Origin of the sequence: Shewanella livingstonensis (genome assembly GCF_003855395.1) — a bacterium.
In the GTDB taxonomy this organism is placed as follows: Bacteria; Pseudomonadota; Gammaproteobacteria; order Enterobacterales; family Shewanellaceae; genus Shewanella; species Shewanella livingstonensis.
Genome location: NZ_CP034015.1, coordinates 1,116,851 through 1,142,444, shown reverse-complemented (window position 1 = coordinate 1,142,444; position 25,594 = coordinate 1,116,851). Strand labels below are relative to the sequence as shown.

The following is a 25,594-nucleotide window of genomic DNA, read 5'->3' as shown; positions in this document are numbered from 1 at the left end:
TTGTGATCATAAAAATACCAGCAGATGATGCTGGTATTTTTTTGTTTAATAACCAGCTAAACTGAGTCTATTGGACTTTAAAGGATTATCGGTTATCCATGGCACAGCAAGACATCATTACTCAATTACAGCTTGAACTAGAGCGGCATAAGCAGACAATCAAGCAACTAGAGAATGAGAATAATCGACTTACTCTATTAAATAAAAGAGTAAACGAACAACTCAACGCTACGCTTGATGGCACTGGCTTATGTCTATGGGAACAACATATTCCCAGCGGAAACCTGACTATTTTTAATCAGCAGTGGGGCCATCTGCTCGGGTTTACTCGTGAAGAGTTACCTGCTCATATCAGCAGTTGGAAAAACAATCTTCACCCAGAAGACAAAGACTGGGTGATACAAGCCTTTGAAAGCCATGTAGCCGGTAACGCTGAAATTTATCAAGCCGTGCATCGCATGGTGCACAAAGATGGCACTGTTGCATGGGTGTCTGACCGTGGGCGTATTATTGAATATGGTATTAACGGTGAACCGCTTCGTATTATGGGCACGCATATTGATGTCACCCAAGAAAAACGCTACGAACAAGATTTAGCCAAACTCGCTCATCGTGATCCGTTAACTAATTTACTCAATCGAAATGCACTCATTGCTGCCTTTGAACAAGGAAAAAGCACTCACAGTACACATCAAGGCGCGCTGTGCTTTATCGATTTGGACGGTTTTAAGATAATTAATGACCACTTAGGCCATCGATATGGCGATAGTTTATTAATCCATATTGCCAACGATATAGCTCAAATATGCGATCAACTCTTTAGTACGCCAGACACAACACAAACTCCACGACATCATGTGGCACGCTTTGGTGGTGATGAGTTTGTCATTTTAGCTCATTGTAATGATGTGGAACGCCTAACAACCTTAGCTAAAACCTTACTGTCACACTATCAACATCCTATCGAATTAGAGGGTGAAAGCATTAAAGTAGGCCTCAGTATTGGCATCAGTTTATTTGATGAATTAGATGAGTTTACTAACGTATGTGAACAGGCAGACAAGGCAATGTACAGTATTAAAAAACACGGTAAACATAACTTCTTATTTTGGTAAGTACTATAGGTCAAAACTTCAAAGCTGTAATTATTGGCAACGACCTCCTCCCAGCATGAACACCCTTAATCTCACCAACAATAAGAAATGAGGTTAATTAAATAAGCCAATTTCGTGCGACTAGGATATGCTGCAGACTAAAAAGATGCGTTAAATGCTAAAGTCTAACTATACATAATAGGTAAAAAATTGATATATATGGAAATACATCATTATCTAACGCTAAAAACCATCCATAATTAACACAATGTTTAGCCCAAAGTGGCGCTAAGCAGAGTCATCGGGTGAGTGTATTTAGCGTTTTACAGTAAACTCTCACTCAATTACTGATTTTATTAATTACTTTGCTTGCCTTACGCTCTGTTTATTACTGCATATTGAGTAACAAACAATATAGTGCGACAGCAAACAACTGACCAATAAGAATTATTGTTTATGTTTTTATCACCTTATTTTACTAAGCAAGATCAAAGCGTATTTATTTCGGCTCAACAAGCCAGTGACTTCGCCAAAAAAATCGCTGGAGATTTCAACCCAATCCATGATGTGGGCGCTAAACGTTTTTGTGTCCCAGGCGATTTATTGTTTGCACTTGTGCTGACCGAATACGGCTTAAGTCCAAATATGCAGTTTAAATTTGCCGGCATGGTAGGTGACAATGTTGAGCTACACGTTGATAAAAGTGTAACCAATAAATTTAGCATTAGTGACACTAAAGGCAAAGAATACCTGCACATTGAACGTCAAGGTGAAGTGTGCAAATGCGACATACAAACAGCAGCATTTATTAGAAGTTATGTGGCTTTTTCAGGATTAAATTTCACGCACGTGCTAGTGCCAATGATGAAGCAACACAAGGTAATGATTAACCCTGATCGCCCATTAGTGATTTATGAAAGCATGTCATTTCATTTAGACCACTTTGATTTCAACACCATCAGCTTACATCTTATCAAACAAGACTTAGTGATTAATGGTAAGCGTGGCGACGTCACCCTTACCTTTGAATTGCAAAGCGAAGGTAAAGTGATTGGTAGCGGAGTGAAAACATTAGTATTAAGTGGATTGCGCGAGTTTGATGCAGAACAAGCTCAGCAAATGTGCGACAGATATGAAAGCAGAAAACGAGCGTGAAACTGAATACGTGAGTGATATTTTATCGCTCACGAAATACCATTCCGTAACGACATCTGTTCGATTCAGTATGTTGAAAGCTCAGACACCAATACGGAATAATCTCTTCGATATCGTATTGATCATAATGTCAATTTTAACACCGATTTGTTACTAACAGAGTAAAACTTAACTAGCCAAAAACGCTGGTACACTAACAGTAACGCAATCCAATCTCGCAGTTTGTTTGCTGTTAGTTTACTGACCCATCTTGCAATAATACTAAGGCACTATTACCGATAAGTTGTTCAACACATCGGCGCCCAGCATCAGCAAAATGGCTCATCGCAGCCTCTTTGACGACATTAAGCGAATTCAGCGTTTTCATGTTTTGATCAGTACTACCACACAAACTAAAAAACAGTTGCAATACCGCTTTCCGTTGAGGATTTCGCATAATATCAGCCCATGATTGCTGCAATGCGTCTATCGACGTAAAGTCTAAACCTTCAATAAAAAACTGCCCAATACGTTGATCTAAACGCACTAGAAACTCTGTTTTACGTGGAAAGTGATGACTGATACCTGTTCGGCTGACTCCAGTAGCGGCAGACAAGGTGGTATATGACATCGCCTCAAAACCAATCGTGAGGATTTGTTTAAAGGCTTCATCTAAAATTTGGTTAACGGTTAACTCGGTTTCAACTCGTGAACGCTTGGCCATAAACTTGGTCTCTCTAATTATTTTGGTGCAAGAGCTTACCAGACCAAACTAGAAAATTCTGCTAAGAATAAGCAAATTTACAACATATTTAACCGTACAATATCCAGATAGGCAGGACAAAACAGAACATTATCGCGATAACGATTTATTTACCCCTTTAAAATCAAAGGTTATAACAAAACACCAAAAAATGAACTGCGTACGGTAAAATATAGGGCTAACAAAAATTTACACATTATTTTACAGTTGAGAATTGAGATTTAAGCCAGCGCTGGGATTCTGCCTTACCCATTAACCGTTCTAAGGTCGGCGACAACACCTGAATTAGCTCAGGTTGACGCCAAAATATATACTCAGGTAAAGACTGAACTGCACTAAAAGTACGCTGGACTAAGCTAGAAAACTCACCCATATCGCGCGTTGACCACGTCGGCATTAATGGATAAACGGCCGTTAAAAAATCCTCATAGCGAGTAAATTGCTGTAATTGTTGTGCGTCATAACGACTGAGTACAATTTGCAGTTGAGGAGCACTCCAATGCGACAAATTACCACTATCATTAATGAGCGCCAAGTTACGTCGATGCAACTGCTGCCAGGCTAAGTCGAGCTGCTGGTAATGTTGCGAAATACGCCATAACAAATACAAATCCGCTAGCCACTCATGCTGATATTCAGTTAAAGATGAGGGTAAAATGCTGCCTTGCAGTGCAATGTTATATAAATGGCCTATTTCATGCCACAAGGTTAATTGTGCTTGTTTGGCTAACGGCAACTGATAAGTCGTTAAGCCAATTGAACCACTCTGTTCAAGCATATCTTTAGCGGAATTAATAATAATAACCCCTGCTGTTGTACGATGCTTTGCAACCAGTACCATCGCACTTTTACGCCCAACAGCACGGCGAATATTGGCAACTGAAAAAGCAGTTTGTTGTTGTAAAGACGAAGGGAGCAATGCAATACACCTTATCAGTGAAGATAAAGAGCAGACTAGCGCTTGTTTGGATGCTACTGGAGTAAAATAAGCTTGACGAATGTCATCATTCACCAAGCCATCTTCAATCATAACCGCCGTCGTTTGGATCTGACTAGCAGTCACAGGTTGAGTCGCAATAAACTGGCCGGCATTAACAAAGTGACAAACCAATAACGGCGCGCATGCAACGCTACATCTGAATAATTTGAGTAATGACCGCTGCCAGTATCTAAGCATTGACTACTTTTGTGACATAATATTTTGAATAATGGCCGTGGTTGACACACCATCTTCAAATCCAAGCACTTCAACCTTGCCACCTGCCGCTATCACTTCAGCACCACCAGCTATATCTTCTACTTTGTAATCACCGCCCTTAACTAAAGAGTCTGGCAATAGGCGTGCAATAATACGTTGTGGTGTGTCTTCAGCGAATGGAACCACCCAATCTACCGATGCAAGCCCTGCTAATACGGCCATACGACGATCAATAGGGTTAACCGGACGTCCAGGACCTTTTAAGCGTGTCACAGAGCTATCATCATTCACAGCAACAATAAGGCGATGACCTAACGCTTTTGCCTGCTTCAAATAGCTCACATGGCCAGCATGTAAAATATCAAAACAGCCGTTCGTCATCACAATCTGCTCACCGCGTAAACGGGCTTGGTCCATGGCATAGGCTAATTGATCTTCGGTCATTACGCCAAATCCAGATTCGCCATGGTTAAGGGCTAATGCCTGAATTAATTCAATACGACTTACCGTTGATGTACCTAATTTACCCACAACCACACCGGCTGCAGTATTAGCGATAGCACAAGCTTGCGCTAACGAAGCACCCGCGGCAATTGACGTTGCTAAAGCAGAAATCACCGTATCGCCAGCCCCCGTCACATCATGAACCTCACGAGCAACAGTAGGAATATGTAATTCTGGTTGGTCTTGCGACACTAACGTCATACCCTTTTCTGAACGGGTGACTAAAATGGCATCAAAGTTATGCAACTTAATCAGTTTTTGGGCTTTTTCGATTAAATCATCTTCACTGGTTACCGTGCCGACAACGGCTTCAAACTCACTCATGTTTGGGGTGATTAATGAGGCGCCGTGATAACGGGCAAAATCATGCCCCTTAGGATCCACTAAAACCTTTACCCCTTTAGCGCGTGCTTTAGCAATAAAATCCTTAGGTTCATCAATGGCGCCTTTGGCATAATCTGACAATACCAATACATCAACATTGTCCAAAATGGCTTCGCTTTGAGCAAATAACGCTTGGCTAGTGGCTTTATCAAACTGCTCTTCAAAATCTAAGCGGATTAACTGTTGATTACGCGACAATACCCGTAATTTAGTAATTGTCGGCTTGTCGGCTACCGTTAACCACTGTGGCTCAACGCCAAACACTTTTACCCCTTGGGTTAATGCTTGTGCGGTTTCATCTTGACCTACTATGCCGGCTAATTGGACTTTTCCGCCTAAAGTCGCAATGTTTAATGCCACGTTCGCGGCGCCGCCGGGTCTATCTTCAATTTGATTAATTTTAACAACAGGTACAGGAGCTTCGGGTGAAATACGTCCCGTAGGGCCTACCCAATAGCGATCTAACATCACATCGCCAATCACTAAAACGCGCGCATTTTCAAAAGCTGGGAGAGAAACCTTCATAGTGTATTCGCTGTCTTATAAAAATTTAACCGTGATTGTACCTAATTTTCATCAAAATATGAGGTAGAATAACAAATAATTTTTGTGAACTAGACGAGTTATCTGTGGTCGAGAAAGCCGAATTTTCTTCTGATTTATATCATCCTAAACATTGGCCTATGTGGTTTGCTGTCGGTTTAATGCGCTTAACCTTGCTATTACCCTTACCTTGGCAAATGAAAATTGGCGCTGGTATTGGCCGATTGGTGATGAAAATAGCCGATGGAAGAACCCATACTGCAAGACGTAATATCGATTTATGCTTTCCAGATATGAGTAATATTGATAAGCAGCAACTGCTGGAACGTAACTTTGAAGAAACCGGCAAAGCCTTATTTGACACCATTAACGCATGGTGGTGGTCAAATGATCGAGTGCAACAGCACATGACCATTAAAGGCACCGAACATGTTAGCCAAAGTTTAGACAGTGGCAAAGGGGTTATTTTATTTGCGGTGCATTGCTTACCACTTGAAATGGGCGCGCGTATATTTGGTCAGTTTGCTCCAGGAATTGGAGTGTATCGGCCACATAACAATCCGGTGATGGAATACTTACAAGTTAAAGGTCGCTTGCGTTCAAACAAAGGCTTAGTGCCTAAGCGTGACGTGCGCCAAATGATCCGCAGTTTGCGCAGTCCTGACGTGATTTGGTATACCGCCGATCAAGATTTTGGTCGTTCGAGCGCGGTGTTTATTCCCTTTTTTGGCGTACCCGATGCTGCCACCATTACTGGCGCAACCTCATTGGCGAGGCTAGGTAAAGCCAATGTGGTGCCTTTTTTTGTTGAGCGTAATAGCGATGATAAAGGCTACACCCTTGAAATCATGCCACCTTTAGATAATTTCCCCGGCGACAATGAAACTGATGACGCCATTCGTGGTAACCAGATTGTAGAACAACTGATTAACCGCAACAAAGCTCAATACATGTGGCTACATCGACGATTCAAAACTCGTCCAACAGAAAATACGCCATCATTATATGATTAATTTGAGTTAATAGTATCGAGTTACATTGATAATAAAAGCGCCTTTAGGCGCTTTTTATTTTCGCCTAAATAAATCACTGCATGATGAATGTCTTACGTCCAAAACCATACCTTTTTTCCATTCGTAGCACGACTATCGACGTCTATTTAATCCATAACATTGTTACAGTGGCTAAATCTTAATGTAGCGACGAGCTAAATTAAAATAGGGCTAATTGCTGGACTAACATAAATGTTAAGCCAAGTTTTGCTGAAGATGATAATAGTGGTGATAGCTGCTGTGATGTTGGTAGCGGTTGTGATGCTTATGATGCTTGCTGTAATGTTGATAGTGTTTATGATGCTGGTTGTGGTGGCTCCAAACATTAAAAACGGTGACTCACAATAATCGCTATTGAAAGTCACAGCTAAAACATTGTTGTATTACTGCACCAAAAATAGTTGTAGAAATAGGTTTCGATGAGAATGACAACATTGAAACTAGCATTTTTAGGTATCGCTTTAAATGCATTTAATCTAAAAAAAGTGAGATCTACAAAAGCAATATTACGTTTTTTTATGCTTATATACGAACTCTTGAGAAATATTAGCCGCCTTAAATCCAGAAGGATCAGACATCAAGGTATTCGCCATAAAATCTGCTGCCATACCAAAAGGTTTTTCATTAACTTGGCGACTAAACTCAATTCCGTCACCTGTTTTACCGATTAGATATTGATAAGCCAAACGGTTACATTCAATCACCCAATCAGGCGTTTTACCAGCGGTTTCAGTTCTAGGTAAACAACTTAGCGCAATAGAGTCATTATTGAGTTTTATCGATAATTCAACTAGATGACCTAAGGTTGATTGAGCATCGCCAGCTTCAGCCAGCATGGGGACTATTCCGCCTAAAGAGCAAACTAACAACGAACTTAACAATTTCATATTAACTCCTTTTAATACGTTTTAACGATAATCATTTGCCCACTATATTATTGCAATAGAGTATGAATACAAGCGGTCATTGTCATTAACGAGCACTTTTATAAATGGGCGATTTTATAAACGCCAACAACCTAACAACGATAAAGATTAAATAAAATCACAAATCTCATCTAGCGACTTTTTTTGCACTGCATGTTGTGGAATAGTGGCATCATCAGCGGGGTAACCTGCAATAATCAACATATAAGGACGCTCATTGTCATTGTCGCGGCCACACACTTTACTTAAAAAACTCATCGGTTTTGGTGTATGGGTTAACGTGCCAAGGCCTGCATGATGCAATGCTTGAATTAAAAAACCGGTCGCGATCCCTACCGACTCATGCACATAATAATTACTCTTTTGCTCACCGGCCTCTTCCATACGCTTTTTACTAAACACCGCAATCAACCAAGGTGCATGCTCTAAATACGGCTTGTCGGCATTGGTACCTAATGGTTTTAATGCATCTAACCATTCTGCACCTGCTCGGCCGGCATAAAAAGCTTGCTCTAACGCCTCAGCCTGCTGCCTAATTTGCATTTTAATATCTGGGCGGTTGATGGCAACAAAATGCCATGGCTGATGGTTAGCGCCGTTAGGTGCTGTGCCTGCTGCGAGTATGCATTGTTCGATAATAGCTTGCGGTACGGCACGATCTGAAAATGCCCGTATTGAATGACGGCGCTTAACTTGTTGGTAATTGTCTTGTGCCCGCGTGAGCATCTCAGCGGCTGAGTACTCAATAAAATCGGTCAGTGGTAAGTGGGCTTGGGTCATAACTCATCCTAATGATTGTTATTATTGTGTGGAGTAGAACGCATTTGTTCCAATAGCACTAAACTAACAAACAGGATAATAATTACTATTAAAATATTCTTATTGAAACACATCGGGCGACAGATTAGAGTCTAGCGAGTATGTTTAGCTTTCTAAAGGATTATATGATTGCAGCAATTATAGGTGCGACAGGATTAGTGGGTAACGCCTTACTCACTCGCATCATTGAAAGTGAACAGTATAGTAAAGTATTAGTCATTGGCCGTTCGGGACCTAATTTGGTTGAACATCAATTTGGCGCAGAAAAGGTGCAGTTTATTGCCTGCCAACTTGACGAATTACATGAGCTTATATTGGCAGAAAAAGTTGATCATGCATTTTGCTGTTTAGGCACCACAATAAAGCAAGCGGGCAGTGAAGAAGCCTTTATGCAAGTTGATAAACTAGCTGTATTAGCCTTTGCCAAACTATGCCAAATACAAGTAAACCCAGCGCTTAAATTTATGGTGGTAACCGCATTGGGTGCAGACGCTAAATCAACGGTATTTTATAATCGAATTAAAGGTGAAGTTGAACAAGCGCTTAAGGCACTATCTTTACCAGTACTGAATATTTTTCAACCGAGTTTACTATTAGGGCCACGAGATAATAGGCGTTTTATGGAAGATATTGGCCAGTCTATTTTTGGTGGCTTATCATTTTTATTTATCGGACCACTGCGCCAATACCAACCCATTGATGCACAAACGGTAGCAGAGTCGATGTACCAAGTGGCTTTAAAGCCTCAGGTTGCTCCTACCACTCAAATTATCAATAATGCCATGATGCATCGCTGTCATTATTCATAAGACTACTCTCGACAAAAATGCACGTTTATGACAAGTTAATACACCTATGTTGTTCAATGCTAACGACGTAAAACGAGTAACCATAACGTAAGGAGAATAATAATGAGTGATGATAATGATTTAACCTTAAATGAAGTCTGTGAAATACTCGATAGAAGCCCTACTACGATTAAGCGTTATGCTCGCGAAAATTTACTGCTCACTGAACAAAACGGTAATGTGCTGAGTTTTAGCAAAGCCGAGGTGATGCGTTTAGCGTGTTCTGAACGTTAATCCTTTATTTACTATTTACTCCTATGACTAAAAATCCCCAAACCGTCAATGACCGTATTGGGGATTTTTTTATTAGCGATGTTAATGGCTAAATTTTAATGGCTAAGCTTTACTCGCAAGCTTATTCGTCTGAGTCTATGAACGTCTATGCGCTTGAAAATATAGTGTATTAACATCTAAATCTATGAATGTCTAAGAGTATAAACTAAGAATAATAATCGATACAGATAATCATATTATTCAATACCAAATTAGTCACCAAAGTCATCCAGTAAAATATTTTCCGACTCAACGCCTAAGCTTTCTAGCATCGTTATTACTGACGCATTCATAATTGGAGGACCACACATATAAAACTCACAATCTTCTGGCGCTTTGTGCTGCTTTAGGTAGTTCTCGAATAACACGTTATGAATAAATCCCGCATAACCAGTCCAATTATCTTCTGGTAGTGGATCAGACAAGGCAACATGCCAAACAAAGTTGTCATTTTCAGCGGCGAGCTGATCAAAATCTTGCTGATAAAATACCTCGCGAGTTGAACGAGCACCATACCAAAAGCTCATTTTACGCTTAGTTTTAACACTTTTTAGTTGGTTAAATATATGCGACCGCATCGGCGCCATTCCGGCACCACCACCAATAAACACCATTTCCGCATCGGTTTCTTTGACAAAAAACTCACCAAATGGCCCTGAAATAGTCACCTTATCACCGGCTTTTAAATTAAAGATATATGATGACATTTTACCTGGTGCTAAGCCTGCTTTAGGCGGCGTAGCAATACGCACGTTTAGCATAATCGTACCCTTTTCATCAGGGTAGTTTGCCATAGAGTAAGCTCGAAGTACGTCTTCATCCACGGTAGACACTAGGTCAAACAAACCGTATTTAACCCAGTCGCCACGATACTCTTCAGGGATGTCAAAATCAGCATAACGCACTTGATGGGCAGGCGCTTCAATTTGAATATAGCCACCGGCTTTAAATAACACCTCTTCACCATCGGGAATTTTTAATAGCAGTTCTTTAATAAACGTTGCTTGGTTATTATTTGAAATAACCTCACATTGCCATTTTTTAACCCCAAAAATTTCTTCATCTATCTCAAGTTCCATGTCAGTTCGCACGGTAACCTGGCAAGCTAAACGGCAGCCTTCTTTAGCTTCTTTTTTGGTAATATGATCAAGTTCAGTGGCTAAAATATCACCACCGCCAGATTTAACTTTTACGCGACATTGGCCACACGTACCACCACCGCCACATGCTGATGGAATAAAAATATGTTGGCCAGACAATGCGCCCAATAACTTATCACCCGCAGGAGTTTGCACGCTTTTACTGGCATCACCATTAATGCTAATCGTGACATCATCGGTGTTCACTAACTTACGTTTGGCAGCTAAAATTACCACCACTAGCAAACTTACCACTATGGTAAACATGCCAATACCTATTGCCATTTCCATTAAATAACCCTTCTCTTTACTGCGTTATAACGTAATGCCCGCAAATGACATAAAGCCCAGAGCCATTAAGCCGGTGGTAATAAAGGTGATGCCAATGCCTTGTAGTCCATCAGGAATAGCATGAAACTTCATCCGCTCACGCAGTCCCGCTAATAACACAATGGCCATCGCCCACCCCACAGCAGAACCCGAGGCAAATACCACCGACTCAGTAAAATTGTAATCGCGGTTGGCCATAAAAATGACCCCAGCAAAAATGGCACAATTAACGGTGAGTAGTGGTAAAAAGATCCCTAACGATTGATATAAAGTCGGAATATAACGGTCTAAAAACATTTCTAATATTTGCACTAATGCAGCAATAACCCCAATAAAGGTAATTAACTGTAAATAGCTTAAATTCAGCTCAGGAAATCCAGCCCAAGCTAATGCGCCTGGCGCTAAAATATTAACGTAGATAATTTGGTTTAATGGTACCGCCAGCACCATCACCACAATCACCGCAATACCTAAACCAAATGCAGTAGAGACCTTTTTCGACACAGCTAAGAAGGTGCACATACCTAAGAAAAATGACAGCGCCATATTGTCGATAAACGCCGCTTGGATAAATAAATTAATATAGTGTTCCATGCTGTTTCCTTATGCGCGCTTACGCTGAATGATTTTAATAACCCAAATCATCACGCCAATTAAAAAGAACGCGCTGGGTGGCAAAGTGAACATTTCATTTGCAAGATACCAACCGCCATTTTCAATGGTGGTGAAGATGTTGTGGCCAAACAAACTGCCACGACCCAATAGCTCGCGAATAAACGCCACGCCCATTAAAATTAAGCCATAACCTAACGCATTACCTAAGGCATCAAACACTGCTAAATGAGGAGGGTTTTTCATCGCAAAGGCTTCAGCACGGCCCATAATGATACAGTTAGTGATGATCAAACTAACAAACACCGACAGCTGTTTTGACAGCTCATACGCCACATCTTGCAATACCATATCGACAATAATCACCAATGAGGCAATCACGGTCATTTGCGCAATAATTCGTACACTGTTAGGAATAAAGTTACGAATGCATGAAATGATCAAGTTCGAAAACACCAGCACAAAAGTCACTGCAAGTGTCATTACGAAGGCTGTTTGCATTGAATTACTGACCGCTAAGGCCGAACACACACCTAATACCTGTATCGCTACAGGATTATTAGCTAAAATAGGCGATGTTAGGATCTCGCGAGTTGAAGTGGTACGACTCATTTACTTATCCTCCGCAGTTGCTAAAGCATGTAGATAGGTTTGATATCCTTCAACGCCAAACCAAAACTCAACTAAGCGTTGAATCCCCACACCGGTTCGTGTTGCACCACTCACACCATCAATGCCGTGAATGTCACCGTCTTTAGCGCCACCTTTAATCACTTTAATGGCGATATTACCCTTGTCATCAAATAGCTTTTTACCTTGCCACAAGGCTAACCACTGTGGATCAGTAACGAAGTCAGCAATACCAGGGGTTTCGCCATGTTCATAAAACACAATGTTTTCAATAGTGTTTAAGTCAGGTTTTATCGCCATGTAACCGTAAATAATCGACCACAAACCTTTGCCATAAATCGGCATTACAATACTGGCAAGTTGGCCATTGGTGTCATACACCTCAAAAATGCGAATATCAGTCGCGATGGTTTTAATCTTGGCGATATCTTTTTTGGGTTTGGTAGACGTTTCGGGATTAATCGACGCCATACGTTCGTCAAAATCAAGCAAGTTGGCTTTCTCGCTCACCTTACCAGTTGCCAAGTTAACCATTTTTGGTTTAACTCGCTGAGCAAATAACTCACTAAAGTCGCCTTGGCTAATGTCGATGTCAGCAGCTTTTAATACAAACTGCTGTACTTCTTCACGTTTTTTGGCCAACTTACGTTCTTTTAAAATCTCGACTGTCCCGGTGATCATAAATGAACACACTAGGCTTAAAACGATGATGAAAATCATTGTTCCAGTGACGGTATCTTTCTTAAAGGCCATGACGTTTTAGTCTCCGTTTAATATTGGCACGAGCGACTAAATAGTCGAATAACGGTGCCCATAAATTAGTAAACAAAATAGCCAACATGATGCCCTCAGGCATTTTTGTATTCAGCAAACGAATAATAATAGTCATAAAACCAATCATAAAACCGAATGCAAATTTGGCTTTACGGGTATATGACGCAGTGACTGGATCGGTGGCCATAAACATCATACCTAGCGCAAAACCACCAGTGACTAAGTGCCATGTCCACGGCATTGCCGACATAGGATTTCTGCTAGAACCAAAGTAGTTAAACAACAACACGGTAATGATCATTCCCAACATCACACCGGCTACAACACGCCAATCAGCTACGCGGGTAAGCAGTAAAATACCACCACCAATAAGAATGGCTAATGTACTGGTTTCACCCACCGCTCCTGGGGTAAATCCTAAAAAGGCATCCCACCAAGTACTGTCGCTTAATACGCTAAACCAACTCACATCGATAAAGCTTAATTTTTTAGCTGCGGTAAGCGTTAAAGTGGTGGCTCCAGAAAAACCATCAACCGCAACAAACTGGCCTAATGCCACCACTTCTGTTGGATACGCAAAATAGATAAACGCATAACCGGCCAATGCAGGGTTTAAAAAGTTATACCCCATACCGCCAAACATCTCTTTTGCCACCACTACACCAAAACTAATGCCTAAAGCCACAATCCATAAAGGTGTCGATATTGGTAAAATGAGTGAAAACAATAACGCGGTGATAAAGAAGCCTTCGTGTAATTCTTGGTGGCGCACTTTGGCAAAGACCACCTCCCACACTAAGCTTACAATCAATGCGGTTAAGTAAAATGGCACATAAAAACTGGCACCATAGGCAAATAAACTGATTAAGCCTGCGCTCTCAGTTAATGGCCCAAACAGTAAGTTATATAACGCTAACTGCCACGCATCAGGTTGAGTTGCCCCCGCTAAAATGGCCACTTGCGCCTGTAGACCCAAGTTGTACATACCAAACAACATGGCCGGAAATAAACACATACCCACAATATGCATGGTGCGCTTTACATCAATGGCATCACGAATATGCACATCGCCTTTGGTGCTGCGACCATTGGCTATCCACAATGAACGTAAGTAACTGCGCATCGAGTCGCCATGAGCATAATAGCTATCTTGGCTGCTAGGCTTTTTCTGTTGCTGACTCATTAACCTTCCCTCTCGATAATATCTAGGCAAGCACGAAGCTCTTTACCAAAGTCATACTTTCCTGGGCAAACAAAAGTACATAATGCTAAATCTTCTTCATCTAGCTCTAATGCGCCAAGCAGTTGGGCTTCATCGGTATCGCGCACCACTAAATCACGCACTAATAAAATGGGTAAAATATCTAAAGGCATAACCCGTGCGAGTTGGCCAAACGCCATCATGGCGCGCGGAGATCCACCAGCATGAGTGGTGAAGTCAAATAGCTTTTTGGTACGACTAAAACCTGACATCATGATGCCGGTAAGAGAGAATTTACTACTATCGTGACGAACCCACGGCAGTAATTCTTGACGTTCATTTTCGGTCAATACGCTGATTTGGTTATGGAATCGACCAAGATAATCGTAAACGTCGACGGCAGTGTGGCCAGACAATACCGAACCCGACACAATACGCGATTGTTGTTGATTGATTTCATTGGTAAGCCATTCACTGAGTTTAGCGCCCATTTGGGTTCGCACTAATCGCGGTTTTAACACGTTAGGGCCTGCTAATGACACTATGCGATCGGTATACAATTCACCGGTTAAAAACAGTTTGCCAAAGGCAATCACGTCTTGATAACCCACATGCCATACCTGGCGTTCAATACTGGCGGGTAACAAATAATGAATGTGAGTACCGACTAATCCTGCTGGATGCACGCCGTTAAAGCGGTGCACACTGACGTTTGATAAGTCATATTCGCTAGCCGCGTCGGCTAATAATGATGCACCATCGTCTTGGCATAGATACACTTGGCCGCGAGTCAAAAACGTAAGCGCAAATAGTCCTGCTTGAAAAGCCTCAGGTTGAGTCGCAATAATAACCCGTGGATCGGGCGCAAGAGGATTGGTGTCAACGGCAGTGACAAATACACCTGCTGGGCTGGCATCTAATTGAGGCACTCGAGAAAAAGGACGTGTACGCAACGCGGTCCATAAACCACTGCGAACTAAACCGTCTTTAACGATTTCATTTGATAGCGCATGAATATCTACTGACTCGAGGATAATGGCAGGATCTTGCGTGGCATCACAATCAATGACTACCGACTGCAGTACTCGACGGTCTCCGCGATGAATAGCAGAAACCACTCCACTTGCGGGTGCGGTAAATAACACGCCTGGCGTTTTCTTGTCTTCAAACAGCACTTGGCCTTTGACAACGCTATCGCCTACTTCAACCGCCATCGTTGGCTTTAAACCCACATATTCTTCACCAATTAACGCCACTTGGGTCGTTTTAGGTGCGTCATCTATTTGCTGCAGTGGTTCACCAGCAATCGGGATATCAAGTCCGCGCTTAATAGTTATTACTGGATTGTTAACACCAGCCATCACATTCACCATCTAAAAAAATTCGATAGCTAATGTTATATGTTTGCAACTACTAATATAGCAACAAGGATCACACTCCTAGCGAGAACTGTAATTTTGGAACATAACCGAATGTCGGATTTGTGAAGCGGGTCAATTTATTGTCTCAGGATAAAACTATTTATGTAATTTAGTATCAAAAGGGTTTGTACATCCAGACTTCAGCTGCGCGGCGGTCTAACCACAATAGTGAGTAAAAAGGCTCGTGTTAGAGCCATTATCAATAACGATATTCACAACCAATAGACTCACGAAAATAGTCGTAAACTAAGAGGTTATAACAAACACCTTATATGTCTAAAGCTTAACAACGGCCTTACATTCATCAGTGGCTTTGTTGTATCAAACGACCTTGCTGAAAAAGGTACACCGCATCCATTTGGTCTAACGCAGTTAAACGATGACTGATCATTAACAAGGTTTTGTGCTGAGCAAAATCAAGCAATACTTTAAGAATTTCACGCTCGGTACGTTTATCCAGTCCTTCTGTAGGCTCATCTAACAGTAGCAAAGGCGCATCACGTAATAATGCTCGGGCAACGCCAATTCTGCGCTGCTCCCCGCCGGATAATTGCCGCCCACCATCTCCTATCCAGCAATCTAATGGTTGATCACCTTGCAATAAGGTTTGCAGACCCACTTTATCTAATACTTCAATAAAGCGTTGATCATGGGCTTTTTTAGCTTCACCTTGCAGGTAGGGTAATGCCAAGGCTAAATTGTCACGTAAGGTTCCTGAAAACAGATAAATACGTTGACTCACTACGGTCATTGCAGCACGTAAATTAGCATCGCTGTAGTCGCTTATTGGGTGTCCATCAAGCGTAATCGACCCCTGCTGCGCAGCCCAGTCTCGGGTAATAAGCCCCAACAGGCTGGACTTTCCACAACCGGTAGGCCCTAAAACTGCTACTTTATCACCGGCTTTAATGGTTAAGTCTAGGCCTTGTAAAACAGGAGAGTGACTGTGATAACCAAAATGAATATCCCTTATCTGTAGGGCTCCATGCTTGGCTTGTAAGTGACTATGAGGATTAAACACCACACTCGGAGTTTGCTCAGTAATTTCAGTGACTCGCCGCGCGGCTAGCACAGTACTTGATAAATGTTGAAACGCGCCAGCTATCGGCATCATCATTTCAAGACTGGCCATAGTGGCAAATACCATTAATGCCATCAAAGGCCCTGGAGGAGAGAGGTCACCCACCCCCTGGCCAGCAAAATACAACATAAGTACCACTGCACTGCCATTGATGACGATCAATAATGCTTGGCTCAGCCCAGTAATATTGGCCATAGTAGTTTGCTGATTAAATAAACTTTGCTGCGCTTGGCCGAGCTTAGCCAAATAACGTTTATTAGCGCCAAATATACTTAACTCAGCTTGCCCTTGGATCACATCAAGTAACTCGATTCTATATTGTCTCTGCGCTTGCATTAATACTTGCCCAGGCGCCTTACCTAAGTAATAAAATACTAGCGGTAAAATAAACCATGCGGCTAAGAGTAACGCGCACAAACTCAGCGCTAAGTGGTTATCAAACCACCCAAGAAACGCCAATAATATGCCTATCATCATCAAAGATGCGGCCATGGGAGTCAGTAAACGTAAGTAGAGATGATCTAAGGTATCAATATCGGCGACTAAACGGTTGAGCAAGTCGCCTCTGCGCAGACCTTGTAAGTTAGCCGCGCTTAACGGTAGCAACTTATTCCATGCCCAAACACGTAATTGTGTCAATAATTTAAAGGTAGCCTCATGGGTGGCTAAACGCTCTCCATAGCGACTTGCCGTGCGGGCAATAGAGAAAAATCGCACCCCTCCGGCGGGGGTAAAATAGTTAAACGTTTGCGCGGTTATCACCGATAAGCCTGCTACTGCACTGGCAGATAAAAACCAGCCCGATAATGACAACAAGCCAATCCCCGTCAATAAGGTCGTTATAGTCAGTAGCAGCCCCACCAACATCATTAACCACTGGCGGCGAAATAAAGCCACAAAGGGGCGTAATACCTTAAAGATACTGAGCGGTGCAGCGTCAACGGGTTGCGACATCAGCACACCTCCTGTTGTTGATTCTGTTGTTGATTGAGCATTTGTGCTAATAACCCATCGGCCTGTTGTAAATCAGTAACATGGCCTTGCTGTACAACAAGCCCTTTGTCCATCACCAATACGTAATTCATACTGTGTAAATCATCTAATTTGTGAGTTACTGTCAATGCTGTTGTCGACTGCATAGCCTGATTTAACGTGGCCAATACTGACTGCTCACTTTGGCTATCTAAACTGGCTGTGGGTTCATCTAATAAAAATAACGTAGCCGGTTGCGCTAATGCACGAGCCAAAGCAAAACGCTGAGCCTGGCCCACCGACACACCAGCACTTTGGTCGCTGATGATTAAATCAAGCCCCAGCGGATGCTGGATAACAAACTCACTGATATTGGCCTGTTCAAGCAACGCCATAATCTGTTGATCGTTTAATTGCGGATTAGCCAAAGCAACATTTTCTCTTAATGTGCCGTGAAACAATTGTGGATCTTGGCCTAACCAGGCCAGATGTTGACGCCATTGCGCCATATCAAGCTGTGATAACTCATGACCATTAATCAGCAGTGATCCTTGATAAGGTAAAAAACCCAATAAAGCATTAAGCAAACTGGTTTTTCCTGCGCCACTAGGGCCAACTATCGCCCAGTGCTCACCAGCGGGTAACGTAAATGATATTGGTCCAGCTAAACGCTGACCATTTAGGCTAAACACTTCAACTCCAATCGCTTGAATACGTATTTTGTCGGCAAAAAAGGCCATTTGTGGTGATGTTGAGTTGATGTTTCCTGGAGTATTGACCTGATAATCAAGCAGCTCAACCAGCGCCTCTGCAGCGCCTATCGCTTGAGCTTTAGCGTGATAGTGAGTGCCTAAATCGCGCAGTGGTTGATAAAATTCTGGCGCTAAAATCAGTATAAACATACCAGTAAATAAACTAACCTGAACGCCATAATGACCAAAATCTAAATGTCCCAAGTAACTAAAACCAAAATACACTGCCAATACCGCAATAGACACGGCAGAAAAGAACTCTAATACCGCAGAACTAAGAAAGGCTAAGCGTAATACCGACATAGTGCGGGCGCGAAAGTCTTCTGAGGCGAGTTCAATATTAACTAACTCCGCTTCACCGCGATTAAACAGCTTTAAGGTTTGCAGCCCTTTTAACCGATCCATAAAATAGCCACTTAACCGCGACAACGCCTGCATGTTTTTACGATTGGCATCCGCCGCGCCCATCCCCACTAAAATCATAAACATCGGCACTAATGGCGCTGTGGCCAACAAAATGATCCCCGCGGCCCAATTGAGCGGAAATACACACGCGAGGATCAGCAAGGGAATAAAACCTGCCAACATCATCTGCGGTAGGTATTTAGCATAAAAGTCATGTAAATCTTCAACCTGCTCAAATACTAAGGTTGCCCAGGCACCAGCGGGTTTGCCTTTAATAAACACCGGACCTAGTGCGACTAATTTATTGAGTACGGCTTGGCGTATGTCTTCGCGCAGGCGTTTGCCCGCCTCAAAACTTATCCGCTCACGTACTTGCGCTAATAAAGCACGAATTAATAACAAACTGATAAGCGCAATAAATTGCATGCTAAGCGCAGTCAGTGCAAGGTTATCTATAATCACGCCCTGTAAAATCTGCGCAATAAAATAAGCCTGCCCTACCATTGCAATGCCATTGAGCACGCCACACATCACAGATAATTTGAGGAAAATACCACAAGAAGATTGCTGGCTTTTAAGCCATTTGGCTAATGACTTTTCTAACGACTTGTCCATGGAGCTCCGGTAGCGTTATTGATGACCACTTTAAGCACGCAGTATCGCAGTACTGGCATAGAGTTAACACTTAAAGCAGTGTAAATGTTATCTGATTCACATTTTGCTAATAAAGGCTTATTTAAAGATTAAATTTAACGGCTATCAGCTTAAGAAATATCATATTCAATAAAATGAATCGTAAAAATAGCGTCGTTAACTGCAAATTAATTTCACATTGTTAAACACAATCATAATGAACCATATCAATAATGGAAGCCGTGTAATCAAGCGAGCTTAGACACTGAACATAAGAAGAGGGACGAACTAACGGTAATATTAGTTAACTATTGGTGACACTATTTATTGACCTGCACTCTCTCCGTATTTTACCAATACGTGCCAGAGTAACTTTAAGTCTTGTCGTTTTTTCGAATGTGCTCCACGTTCACTCCACGAAGCCGGTTTTTTTTGTAATTGATACGCTGCACGACCGATAATTTCTGCATTAATCAACTCATTTTCCGCCAGACTTTGTGCCAAAATAGGCATTGCTGCACCACGAAAATCATCCGGCACTTGCGCCACATTAATTTGACGCCCTTGGTGCCAATGCAATTCAATAGTGTATTCGTGACACAAGGCGATGATAGAGTCGCCAATGGCAGTGCCCATAAAGGATGGATCGGCTACTAATATCGCAATATCTTGATCGAGCGACACGTCACCGTGAATTTGAGCTTCAATATAATGATCTAAATTACCGCTTGGCGCCGCGTCAAAGCGGCGACTGATATCATCAGTTAAATGCTGACTAAAATGTTCTATTAACTTACTGGGTTTAAGTCCCGAAATACCCAAAGCATATTGTCGCTCAAAACTTTCGCTGAGTAATGCCGCTAAAATAGCATCAAAACATTTTATGGTACCTTTTTCTTTAGGTAATCGATAAGAGTCCATGTAACTAAAAGTACATCGAGACAATATTTGAGGATGAGTGACTAAATAACAACTGCCAAAGCGAGGTGCAGGGCCTAACGGGCATAACCCAAAATCTAACGCACCGTATTTGGGCCGATGCTTAATTCCAGAGTAACTGTGACCAAATAATTGGTTTTCCCAATGGTCGCGAGACCCGCCCAGTTCTGGCGACAAGTGACCATTAGACACATGGGTTTCAAACTGGCTTTTATACACCCCATCACGCAATAGACCATCCACAACAGTGAGGCCACGGTTATCAATTTGATCGGGGTGAAAATGTAATGCTACTCGACTATGTTGTGCAAGCTCACGCATAGCAAGCTGGAGTGATAAGGTCGAAATGTTAGACATTAACAACACATTTTTTATCACGGCATGAGCATGGTCTCGCAGCTCATACGCCATTTTTTCTATGTGTGTTTGTGCCGTTAATTTCATCAGTAAAAGACACCTTATATTAAACCTACCCAGTTAAGTTGCTGAATATTGAGATAGAAAACGGATTACCATTTTATTGTATGTAATAAGTCGGCCTTTAGCACTGATTCAGGTCTCAAGATTAACACGATTTCATTCAACCGCTGTATTTTGGCACTAAATCTGATGCGCTTTTACGATTAAACAGCCCATTATTGATAGCTGTTGTAGAGTATACATCGTTGCCCTCTAAGGGATTTGATAGCACTTATAACGGTTTTCAGGTAAGCTTCACGGCCGCCGTTACTGGCTACCTTTTTATTCAAAGCAACAATGCGTTGCCCAAAGAGATTTTTCTATGAGTTTTTCCTCACTTGGTCTGAATGCTGCTATTTTAAAAGCGGTTGAAAAACAAGGTTACGACACCCCATCTCCAATTCAAGCACAAGCAATTCCAGCGGTTTTAGCCGGCCAAGATGTAATGGCAGCAGCACAAACTGGGACAGGAAAAACAGCTGGTTTTACCCTGCCAATTTTAGAATTATTATCTAAAGGTGAGCGCGCGCAGCGTGGCCAAGTCCGTGCATTAGTGTTAACGCCTACACGTGAGCTTGCCGCACAAGTACAAGAAAGCGTCGCGACTTACGGTATCAACTTACCGCTTAAATCAGCGGTAGTATTTGGTGGTGTGTCTATCGTGCCACAATTAGCTGCGCTCAGAAACGGAGTCGATATTTTGGTCGCCACTCCAGGTCGTTTACTCGACTTATGCCAGCAAAAAGCAATTAGCTTTAGCAAATTAGAAATTCTAGTGTTAGACGAAGCAGACCGCATGTTAGACATGGGCTTTATTCGCGACATTAAAAAAGTTTTAGCACTATTGCCTGCTAAGCGTCAAAACTTAATGTTTTCAGCTACTTTTTCGAATGAAATTCGTGAACTGGCTAAAGGTTTAGTTAACAATCCGGTAGAGATTTCAGTTACGCCGCGTAACGCAACAGCTAACACGGTCACCCAATGTGTATATCCATTGGATAAAACCCGTAAATCAATGGCGTTAATCGAACTGATTAAAACCAATGATTGGAAACAAGTGTTAGTATTTTCTCGTACCAAACACGGTGCTAATCGTTTAGCGAAAAGCCTAGAAGCCGCTGGTATTAAAGCGGCTGCGATTCATGGTAATAAAAGCCAAACCGCGCGTACTAAAGCATTGGCAGATTTTAAAGCCGGTGCAGTGCAAGTTATGGTCGCAACCGATATTGCCGCACGCGGTATCGACATCGATCAACTGCCATTTGTGGTTAACTTTGACTTACCTAACGTACCTGAAGATTATGTTCATCGTATTGGCCGTACAGGCCGTGCAGGTTCAACCGGTCAAGCGGTATCATTAGTTGGCCTTGAAGAAGTTAAGCTACTGCATGATATCGAACGTTTAATTAATCGCGTCATTGAACGTAAGCAGCTGCCTGGTTTTGAAGCTCCGTTTACGATTCCTGAAGCGGGTAACAGATCTGGCAGCAATGGTGCTAAAAAGCCAAATCCGAACCGCAGTAAGCATGCTCAACAACATGCTAATGATGGTGCCCAAGGTGATAAACCAGCGCGTAAACCTGACGCCCGTCAACCATCACGCAGTCACGATAAGCCTGTAGATCCTAAAGCAGAAGCTAGAGCTAATGGTAATAAACCACCACAACGTTCGCGTCCACCACGTCGCAGTGGTACAGCACCAGTAACATCAACAAGCAGTAATCCTTATGCTAACGCTAAAGTTAAAAGCTAATGATTTAAAAGCTAACTTACACTAAAGCATAAAAAAACCGCTGAACATTGTTCAGCGGTTTTTTATTATTCGTTGATAATCTAATTGATTGTAATTGATACACATTACAATCAATTTTTTATAGGTCGCTCGTTTAAGCGATTGGTTTTATAGGCAGTTACATAAACCAAGCACGATAGCTACGGCCTTTTAACTTACCTTTACTAATGATATTCATCGCTTGTTTAGACACATTACTTTTTACGGCAAAGTAAGCGCGAAAATCAGTCACTTTAATTTTACCAATATCGTTAAAATCTAAACCATTGCCACCCGTTAATGCACCAACAATGTCACCTGGACGGATTTTTTGCTTTTTACCCGCCTCAATCTGAATCGTGATCATTTCAGCAGCAAGCGGTTGTTTGTTTAGCGCACTCATTGGCGGTAAAGGCTCACTCACTACATCTTTGTTCATGGCTTCTTCAATCATCGCCATTTTGTAACCGTCTTCTTCACCAAAGAAAGTATATGCGGCTCCAGAACTGCCCGCGCGGCCAGTACGGCCGATACGGTGAATATGCACTTCAGTATCGTAAGCAATATGATAGTTAAATACCGCATCTAACTCATCAATATCCAAACCACGTGCAGCGACGTCGGTAGCAACTAAAATACGCGCACTACGGTTAGCAAACTGCAATAACATTTGATCGCGATCGCGCTGCTCTAAATCACCATGTAATGCTAGTACGCTAAAGCCAAACTCATGTAATGAGTCTGCCACTTGTTGGGTTTCACGCTTGGTATTGCAAAACACCACAGCGCTTTCAGGCTGCTTATCTAATAACAATAAACGCAATGCTTCAAGACGGCCCTGGTTATCTTCGATACGGTAAAAATGCTGATCGATAGTGAGGTTATCGTGTTTAGCTTCAACTTTAACCATTACCGGTTTATACAGAATTTGATCGGCAATCGCTTGGATCTGATCAGGGAACGTAGCACTAAACAGTAACGTTTGACGTTCACGAGGTGCTGCGGCAATAATTTGGTCAATGTGCTGCTGGAAGCCCATTTCTAACATGCGATCGGCTTCATCTAAAATCAGCATGTTCATGTTACTTAAATCTAAACGGTTGCGATCTAAATGATCAACAATACGACCTGGGGTACCGACAATGATGTGTGCACCGTGCTCTAATGAGCCAACTTGCGGTCCCATTGGTACGCCGCCACAAAGTGTTAGTACTTTAACGTTATGAATACCACGGGCTAAGGTACGAATATCTTTCGCTACCTGGTCGGCTAACTCACGCGTTGGACATAGCACCATAGTTTGAATGCGAAAACGTTTTACATCCAGTTTATTGAGCAAACCTAAACCAAAGGCAGCCGTTTTACCAGACCCCGTCATCGCTTGGCCAATAACATCTTCACCAGCCAAAATAGGCGGTAAGCTTTCAGCTTGGATCTGAGTCATCGATTCAAAACCCATAGTTTGGAGGTTTTCAAGCAATTCAGGTTTTAAATTAAGTGATGCGAAAGCCGAGCTAACGACTTGTTCTGTAGACTGACTCAAGGCAAATATCCTCTGATACGAAAGGTAAAAAGCAGGCAAAAGCTGCAAAAAATACCAATACCATTACATAAATGAGCCAATAACGCGCAAAACAATCATTAAATAGCGAAACAAAATGAGCATATACAATGATGTATATGGAAAATGCTTACTGCTATTTTACAACGATTTATCTTGCCAGAAGGAACAGATAATAAATAAGATTGGTGTTAGCACAGGTATTAAAACAAACCCAAGCCAGATGTTAGCTATTGTAGCAATTTTATTGCCCTTACGCTGACAAATATTTATCGATTATTCAGCTTATTTTGCGGAAAATACTAGGCAATTTGGCCAAAGTGACCTTGCTGATAATCGCGTACAGCTTGTTCGATCTCTGCCTGGGTATTCATAACAAACGGCCCCATGTGAACAATTTTTTCGTTAATCGGCTTGCCCGCTAATATTAATAACCCAGCACCTGTCGCTTCAGTTTGAAAATGACAGACTTCTAGCGCATCTAAAACTAAAAACTGCCCTGCTCCTGCAGTTTTTCGCAAACCTTGTGCATCAATATAGTTAAGCACACCTTGATATACATAAGCACATACTGTTTGGTGCTCTGCAAGGTTTAGCGTTCCATGACCATATTCAGTTAACGTTAAATCGGCAATCGCACCATGACCCGCTAACCCCTGAATCGTTGAGGTAATCTTATGTGGTTCATGATTAAAACCCCAGCGCCCCGCTAAGGCAACAAGTGTTGCACCGTTTTCATTCTCTATACCTGGGTTAGCCTGTTTACTGGTATCTTGATAAATCGGCGGACGCATTTTGTGTTTTGCTGGCATATTGAGCCAAATTTGAAACCCATGCAGCCCTTCTTTGGCATCTGCTAATGGCATTTCAGAATGCACCACGCCACTGCCAGTACTCATCCATTGCACGTCACCCGCACGAATAGGTTTAATATTGCCCATTTGATCGCGATGTTCAAAGCCGCCTTTACGAATATAAGTAAAAGTTTCTACACCTCTATGTGGGTGCGGCGGAAAGCCACCAATAAAATCTTGTTCGTCATCAGACTTAATCTCATCGATCATTAAATAGGGATCAAAACGAAGCTTATCAAAGTCGGCAACACGATTGATGTTCACGCCATCACCGTCCATTGCGGGTAAGGCGCTAAAACGCTGTAATACTTTCATGAAAACCTCGGCGATAAAAATAATGATGTAATCATAGCAGTCAGTTAACTGAATAAATATTGCATAATAGTGTGATTTTCTTTCGATAAAATCGACCAATTAACAGAATTTTTGCCTTTTCTCAAGCAAGAGACATTTATCCACATCAATTTATGAACTTTACGTTCTGTTAACAATCAAAAAAAGGACTGATGATACTGCGATAAA

22 protein-coding genes are annotated in these 25,594 nt (G+C 42.0%); 6 read left to right on the top strand and 16 right to left on the bottom strand.

What is annotated here, in order from left to right; all coding sequences use genetic code 11:
- Positions 1-98: 98 nt before the first annotated feature.
- Together EGC82_RS04985 and EGC82_RS04980 are read left to right on the top strand one after the other, a co-directional pair.
- On the top strand, positions 99-1,115 hold the full coding sequence (locus EGC82_RS04985) for a sensor domain-containing diguanylate cyclase (protein ID WP_124729777.1): 1,017 nt from the start codon (positions 99-101) through the stop codon (positions 1,113-1,115).
- A 435-nt stretch (positions 1,116-1,550) separates the two neighbouring features.
- A complete protein-coding gene (locus EGC82_RS04980; protein ID WP_124729776.1) occupies positions 1,551-2,249 on the top strand; it encodes a DUF3581 domain-containing protein in 699 nt (232 codons plus the stop codon).
- A gap of 232 nt (positions 2,250-2,481) precedes the next feature.
- Here the strand turns inward: EGC82_RS04980 and EGC82_RS04975 are convergent, their stop codons facing one another.
- The 3 genes from EGC82_RS04975 to hldE all read right to left on the bottom strand — a co-directional run bounded on the left by EGC82_RS04975 (position 2,482) and on the right by hldE (position 5,602).
- The gene (locus EGC82_RS04975) at positions 2,482-2,952 is read right to left on the bottom strand and encodes a TetR/AcrR family transcriptional regulator (protein WP_124729775.1); all 471 of its coding nucleotides are present in this window, start codon (positions 2,950-2,952) and stop codon (positions 2,482-2,484) included.
- 235 nt (positions 2,953-3,187) lie between these two features.
- Positions 3,188-4,168, bottom strand: a complete 981-nt coding sequence (locus tag EGC82_RS04970; protein ID WP_244212537.1) for a hypothetical protein — start codon at positions 4,166-4,168, stop codon at positions 3,188-3,190.
- Between the two features lie 3 nt (positions 4,169-4,171).
- Positions 4,172-5,602, bottom strand: coding sequence for a bifunctional D-glycero-beta-D-manno-heptose-7-phosphate kinase/D-glycero-beta-D-manno-heptose 1-phosphate adenylyltransferase HldE (hldE, locus tag EGC82_RS04965; RefSeq protein WP_124729774.1), 1,431 nt, complete (start codon positions 5,600-5,602; stop codon positions 4,172-4,174).
- Positions 5,603-5,706: 104 nt separating this feature from the next.
- Here hldE and EGC82_RS04960 point away from each other — a divergent pair, with 104 nt between their 5' ends.
- On the top strand, positions 5,707-6,633 hold the full coding sequence (locus EGC82_RS04960; protein WP_124729773.1) for an LpxL/LpxP family Kdo(2)-lipid IV(A) lauroyl/palmitoleoyl acyltransferase: 927 nt from the start codon (positions 5,707-5,709) through the stop codon (positions 6,631-6,633).
- Between the two features lie 545 nt (positions 6,634-7,178).
- Here the strand turns inward: EGC82_RS04960 and EGC82_RS04955 are convergent.
- Positions 7,179-7,559: a hypothetical protein gene (locus EGC82_RS04955; RefSeq protein WP_124729772.1), complete on the bottom strand. Its 381-nt coding sequence runs from the start codon at positions 7,557-7,559 to the stop codon at positions 7,179-7,181.
- A gap of 147 nt (positions 7,560-7,706) precedes the next feature.
- A complete protein-coding gene (locus tag EGC82_RS04950) occupies positions 7,707-8,378 on the bottom strand; it encodes a nitroreductase family protein (RefSeq protein ID WP_124729771.1) in 672 nt (223 codons plus the stop codon).
- A 164-nt stretch (positions 8,379-8,542) separates the two neighbouring features.
- On the opposite strand from EGC82_RS04950, the gene EGC82_RS04945 reads away from it, so the two are divergent.
- Positions 8,543-9,226 (top strand): Rossmann-fold NAD(P)-binding domain-containing protein, encoded by a 684-nt coding sequence (locus EGC82_RS04945; RefSeq protein WP_164839090.1) that lies wholly within the window; start codon positions 8,543-8,545, stop codon positions 9,224-9,226.
- A 102-nt stretch (positions 9,227-9,328) separates the two neighbouring features.
- A complete protein-coding gene (locus EGC82_RS04940) occupies positions 9,329-9,499 on the top strand; it encodes a helix-turn-helix domain-containing protein (protein WP_124729769.1) in 171 nt (56 codons plus the stop codon).
- Between the two features lie 251 nt (positions 9,500-9,750).
- Here the strand turns inward: EGC82_RS04940 and nqrF are convergent, their stop codons facing one another.
- From nqrF to EGC82_RS04895, 9 genes are all read right to left on the bottom strand, one after another.
- Positions 9,751-10,968 (bottom strand): NADH:ubiquinone reductase (Na(+)-transporting) subunit F, encoded by a 1,218-nt coding sequence (gene nqrF / locus EGC82_RS04935; protein WP_124729768.1) that lies wholly within the window; start codon positions 10,966-10,968, stop codon positions 9,751-9,753.
- 24 nt (positions 10,969-10,992) lie between these two features.
- Positions 10,993-11,601 (bottom strand): NADH:ubiquinone reductase (Na(+)-transporting) subunit E, encoded by a 609-nt coding sequence (gene nqrE / locus EGC82_RS04930; protein WP_011638646.1) that lies wholly within the window; start codon positions 11,599-11,601, stop codon positions 10,993-10,995.
- A 9-nt stretch (positions 11,602-11,610) separates the two neighbouring features.
- Positions 11,611-12,231 carry an NADH:ubiquinone reductase (Na(+)-transporting) subunit D gene (locus tag EGC82_RS04925; RefSeq protein WP_124729767.1) on the bottom strand — a complete coding sequence of 207 codons (621 nt, stop codon included), beginning with the start codon at positions 12,229-12,231 and terminating at the stop codon, positions 11,611-11,613.
- Positions 12,232-13,002, bottom strand: a complete 771-nt coding sequence (locus tag EGC82_RS04920) for a Na(+)-translocating NADH-quinone reductase subunit C (protein WP_124729766.1) — start codon at positions 13,000-13,002, stop codon at positions 12,232-12,234.
- Complete coding sequence (locus EGC82_RS04915; protein ID WP_124729765.1) at positions 12,992-14,206, bottom strand: NADH:ubiquinone reductase (Na(+)-transporting) subunit B; 1,215 nt, start codon at positions 14,204-14,206, stop codon at positions 12,992-12,994. The genes EGC82_RS04920 and EGC82_RS04915 overlap by 11 nt, the downstream gene beginning before the upstream one ends.
- Positions 14,206-15,585: a Na(+)-translocating NADH-quinone reductase subunit A gene (locus EGC82_RS04910; RefSeq protein ID WP_124729764.1), complete on the bottom strand. Its 1,380-nt coding sequence runs from the start codon at positions 15,583-15,585 to the stop codon at positions 14,206-14,208. Before EGC82_RS04910 ends, EGC82_RS04915 begins: the two co-directional genes overlap by 1 nt.
- A gap of 364 nt (positions 15,586-15,949) precedes the next feature.
- On the bottom strand, positions 15,950-17,680 hold the full coding sequence (gene cydC / locus EGC82_RS04905; protein WP_124729763.1) for a heme ABC transporter ATP-binding protein/permease CydC: 1,731 nt from the start codon (positions 17,678-17,680) through the stop codon (positions 15,950-15,952).
- Entirely contained in the window at positions 17,680-19,470 is a 1,791-nt protein-coding gene (gene cydD, locus EGC82_RS04900; RefSeq protein ID WP_124729762.1) for a heme ABC transporter permease/ATP-binding protein CydD, read from the bottom strand. The genes cydC and cydD overlap by 1 nt, the downstream gene beginning before the upstream one ends.
- A gap of 342 nt (positions 19,471-19,812) precedes the next feature.
- Positions 19,813-20,871: a DUF3626 domain-containing protein gene (locus tag EGC82_RS04895; protein ID WP_124729761.1), complete on the bottom strand. Its 1,059-nt coding sequence runs from the start codon at positions 20,869-20,871 to the stop codon at positions 19,813-19,815.
- A gap of 337 nt (positions 20,872-21,208) precedes the next feature.
- Here EGC82_RS04895 and EGC82_RS04890 point away from each other — a divergent pair, with 337 nt between their 5' ends.
- Complete coding sequence (locus EGC82_RS04890; protein WP_124729760.1) at positions 21,209-22,639, top strand: DEAD/DEAH box helicase; 1,431 nt, start codon at positions 21,209-21,211, stop codon at positions 22,637-22,639.
- A gap of 157 nt (positions 22,640-22,796) precedes the next feature.
- On the opposite strand, the gene dbpA is transcribed toward EGC82_RS04890, so the two are convergent.
- Positions 22,797-24,200 (bottom strand): ATP-dependent RNA helicase DbpA, encoded by a 1,404-nt coding sequence (gene dbpA / locus EGC82_RS04885; RefSeq protein WP_124729759.1) that lies wholly within the window; start codon positions 24,198-24,200, stop codon positions 22,797-22,799.
- 320 nt (positions 24,201-24,520) lie between these two features.
- On the bottom strand, positions 24,521-25,387 hold the full coding sequence (locus EGC82_RS04880) for a pirin family protein (protein WP_124729758.1): 867 nt from the start codon (positions 25,385-25,387) through the stop codon (positions 24,521-24,523).
- Positions 25,388-25,594: the final 207 nt, after the last annotated feature.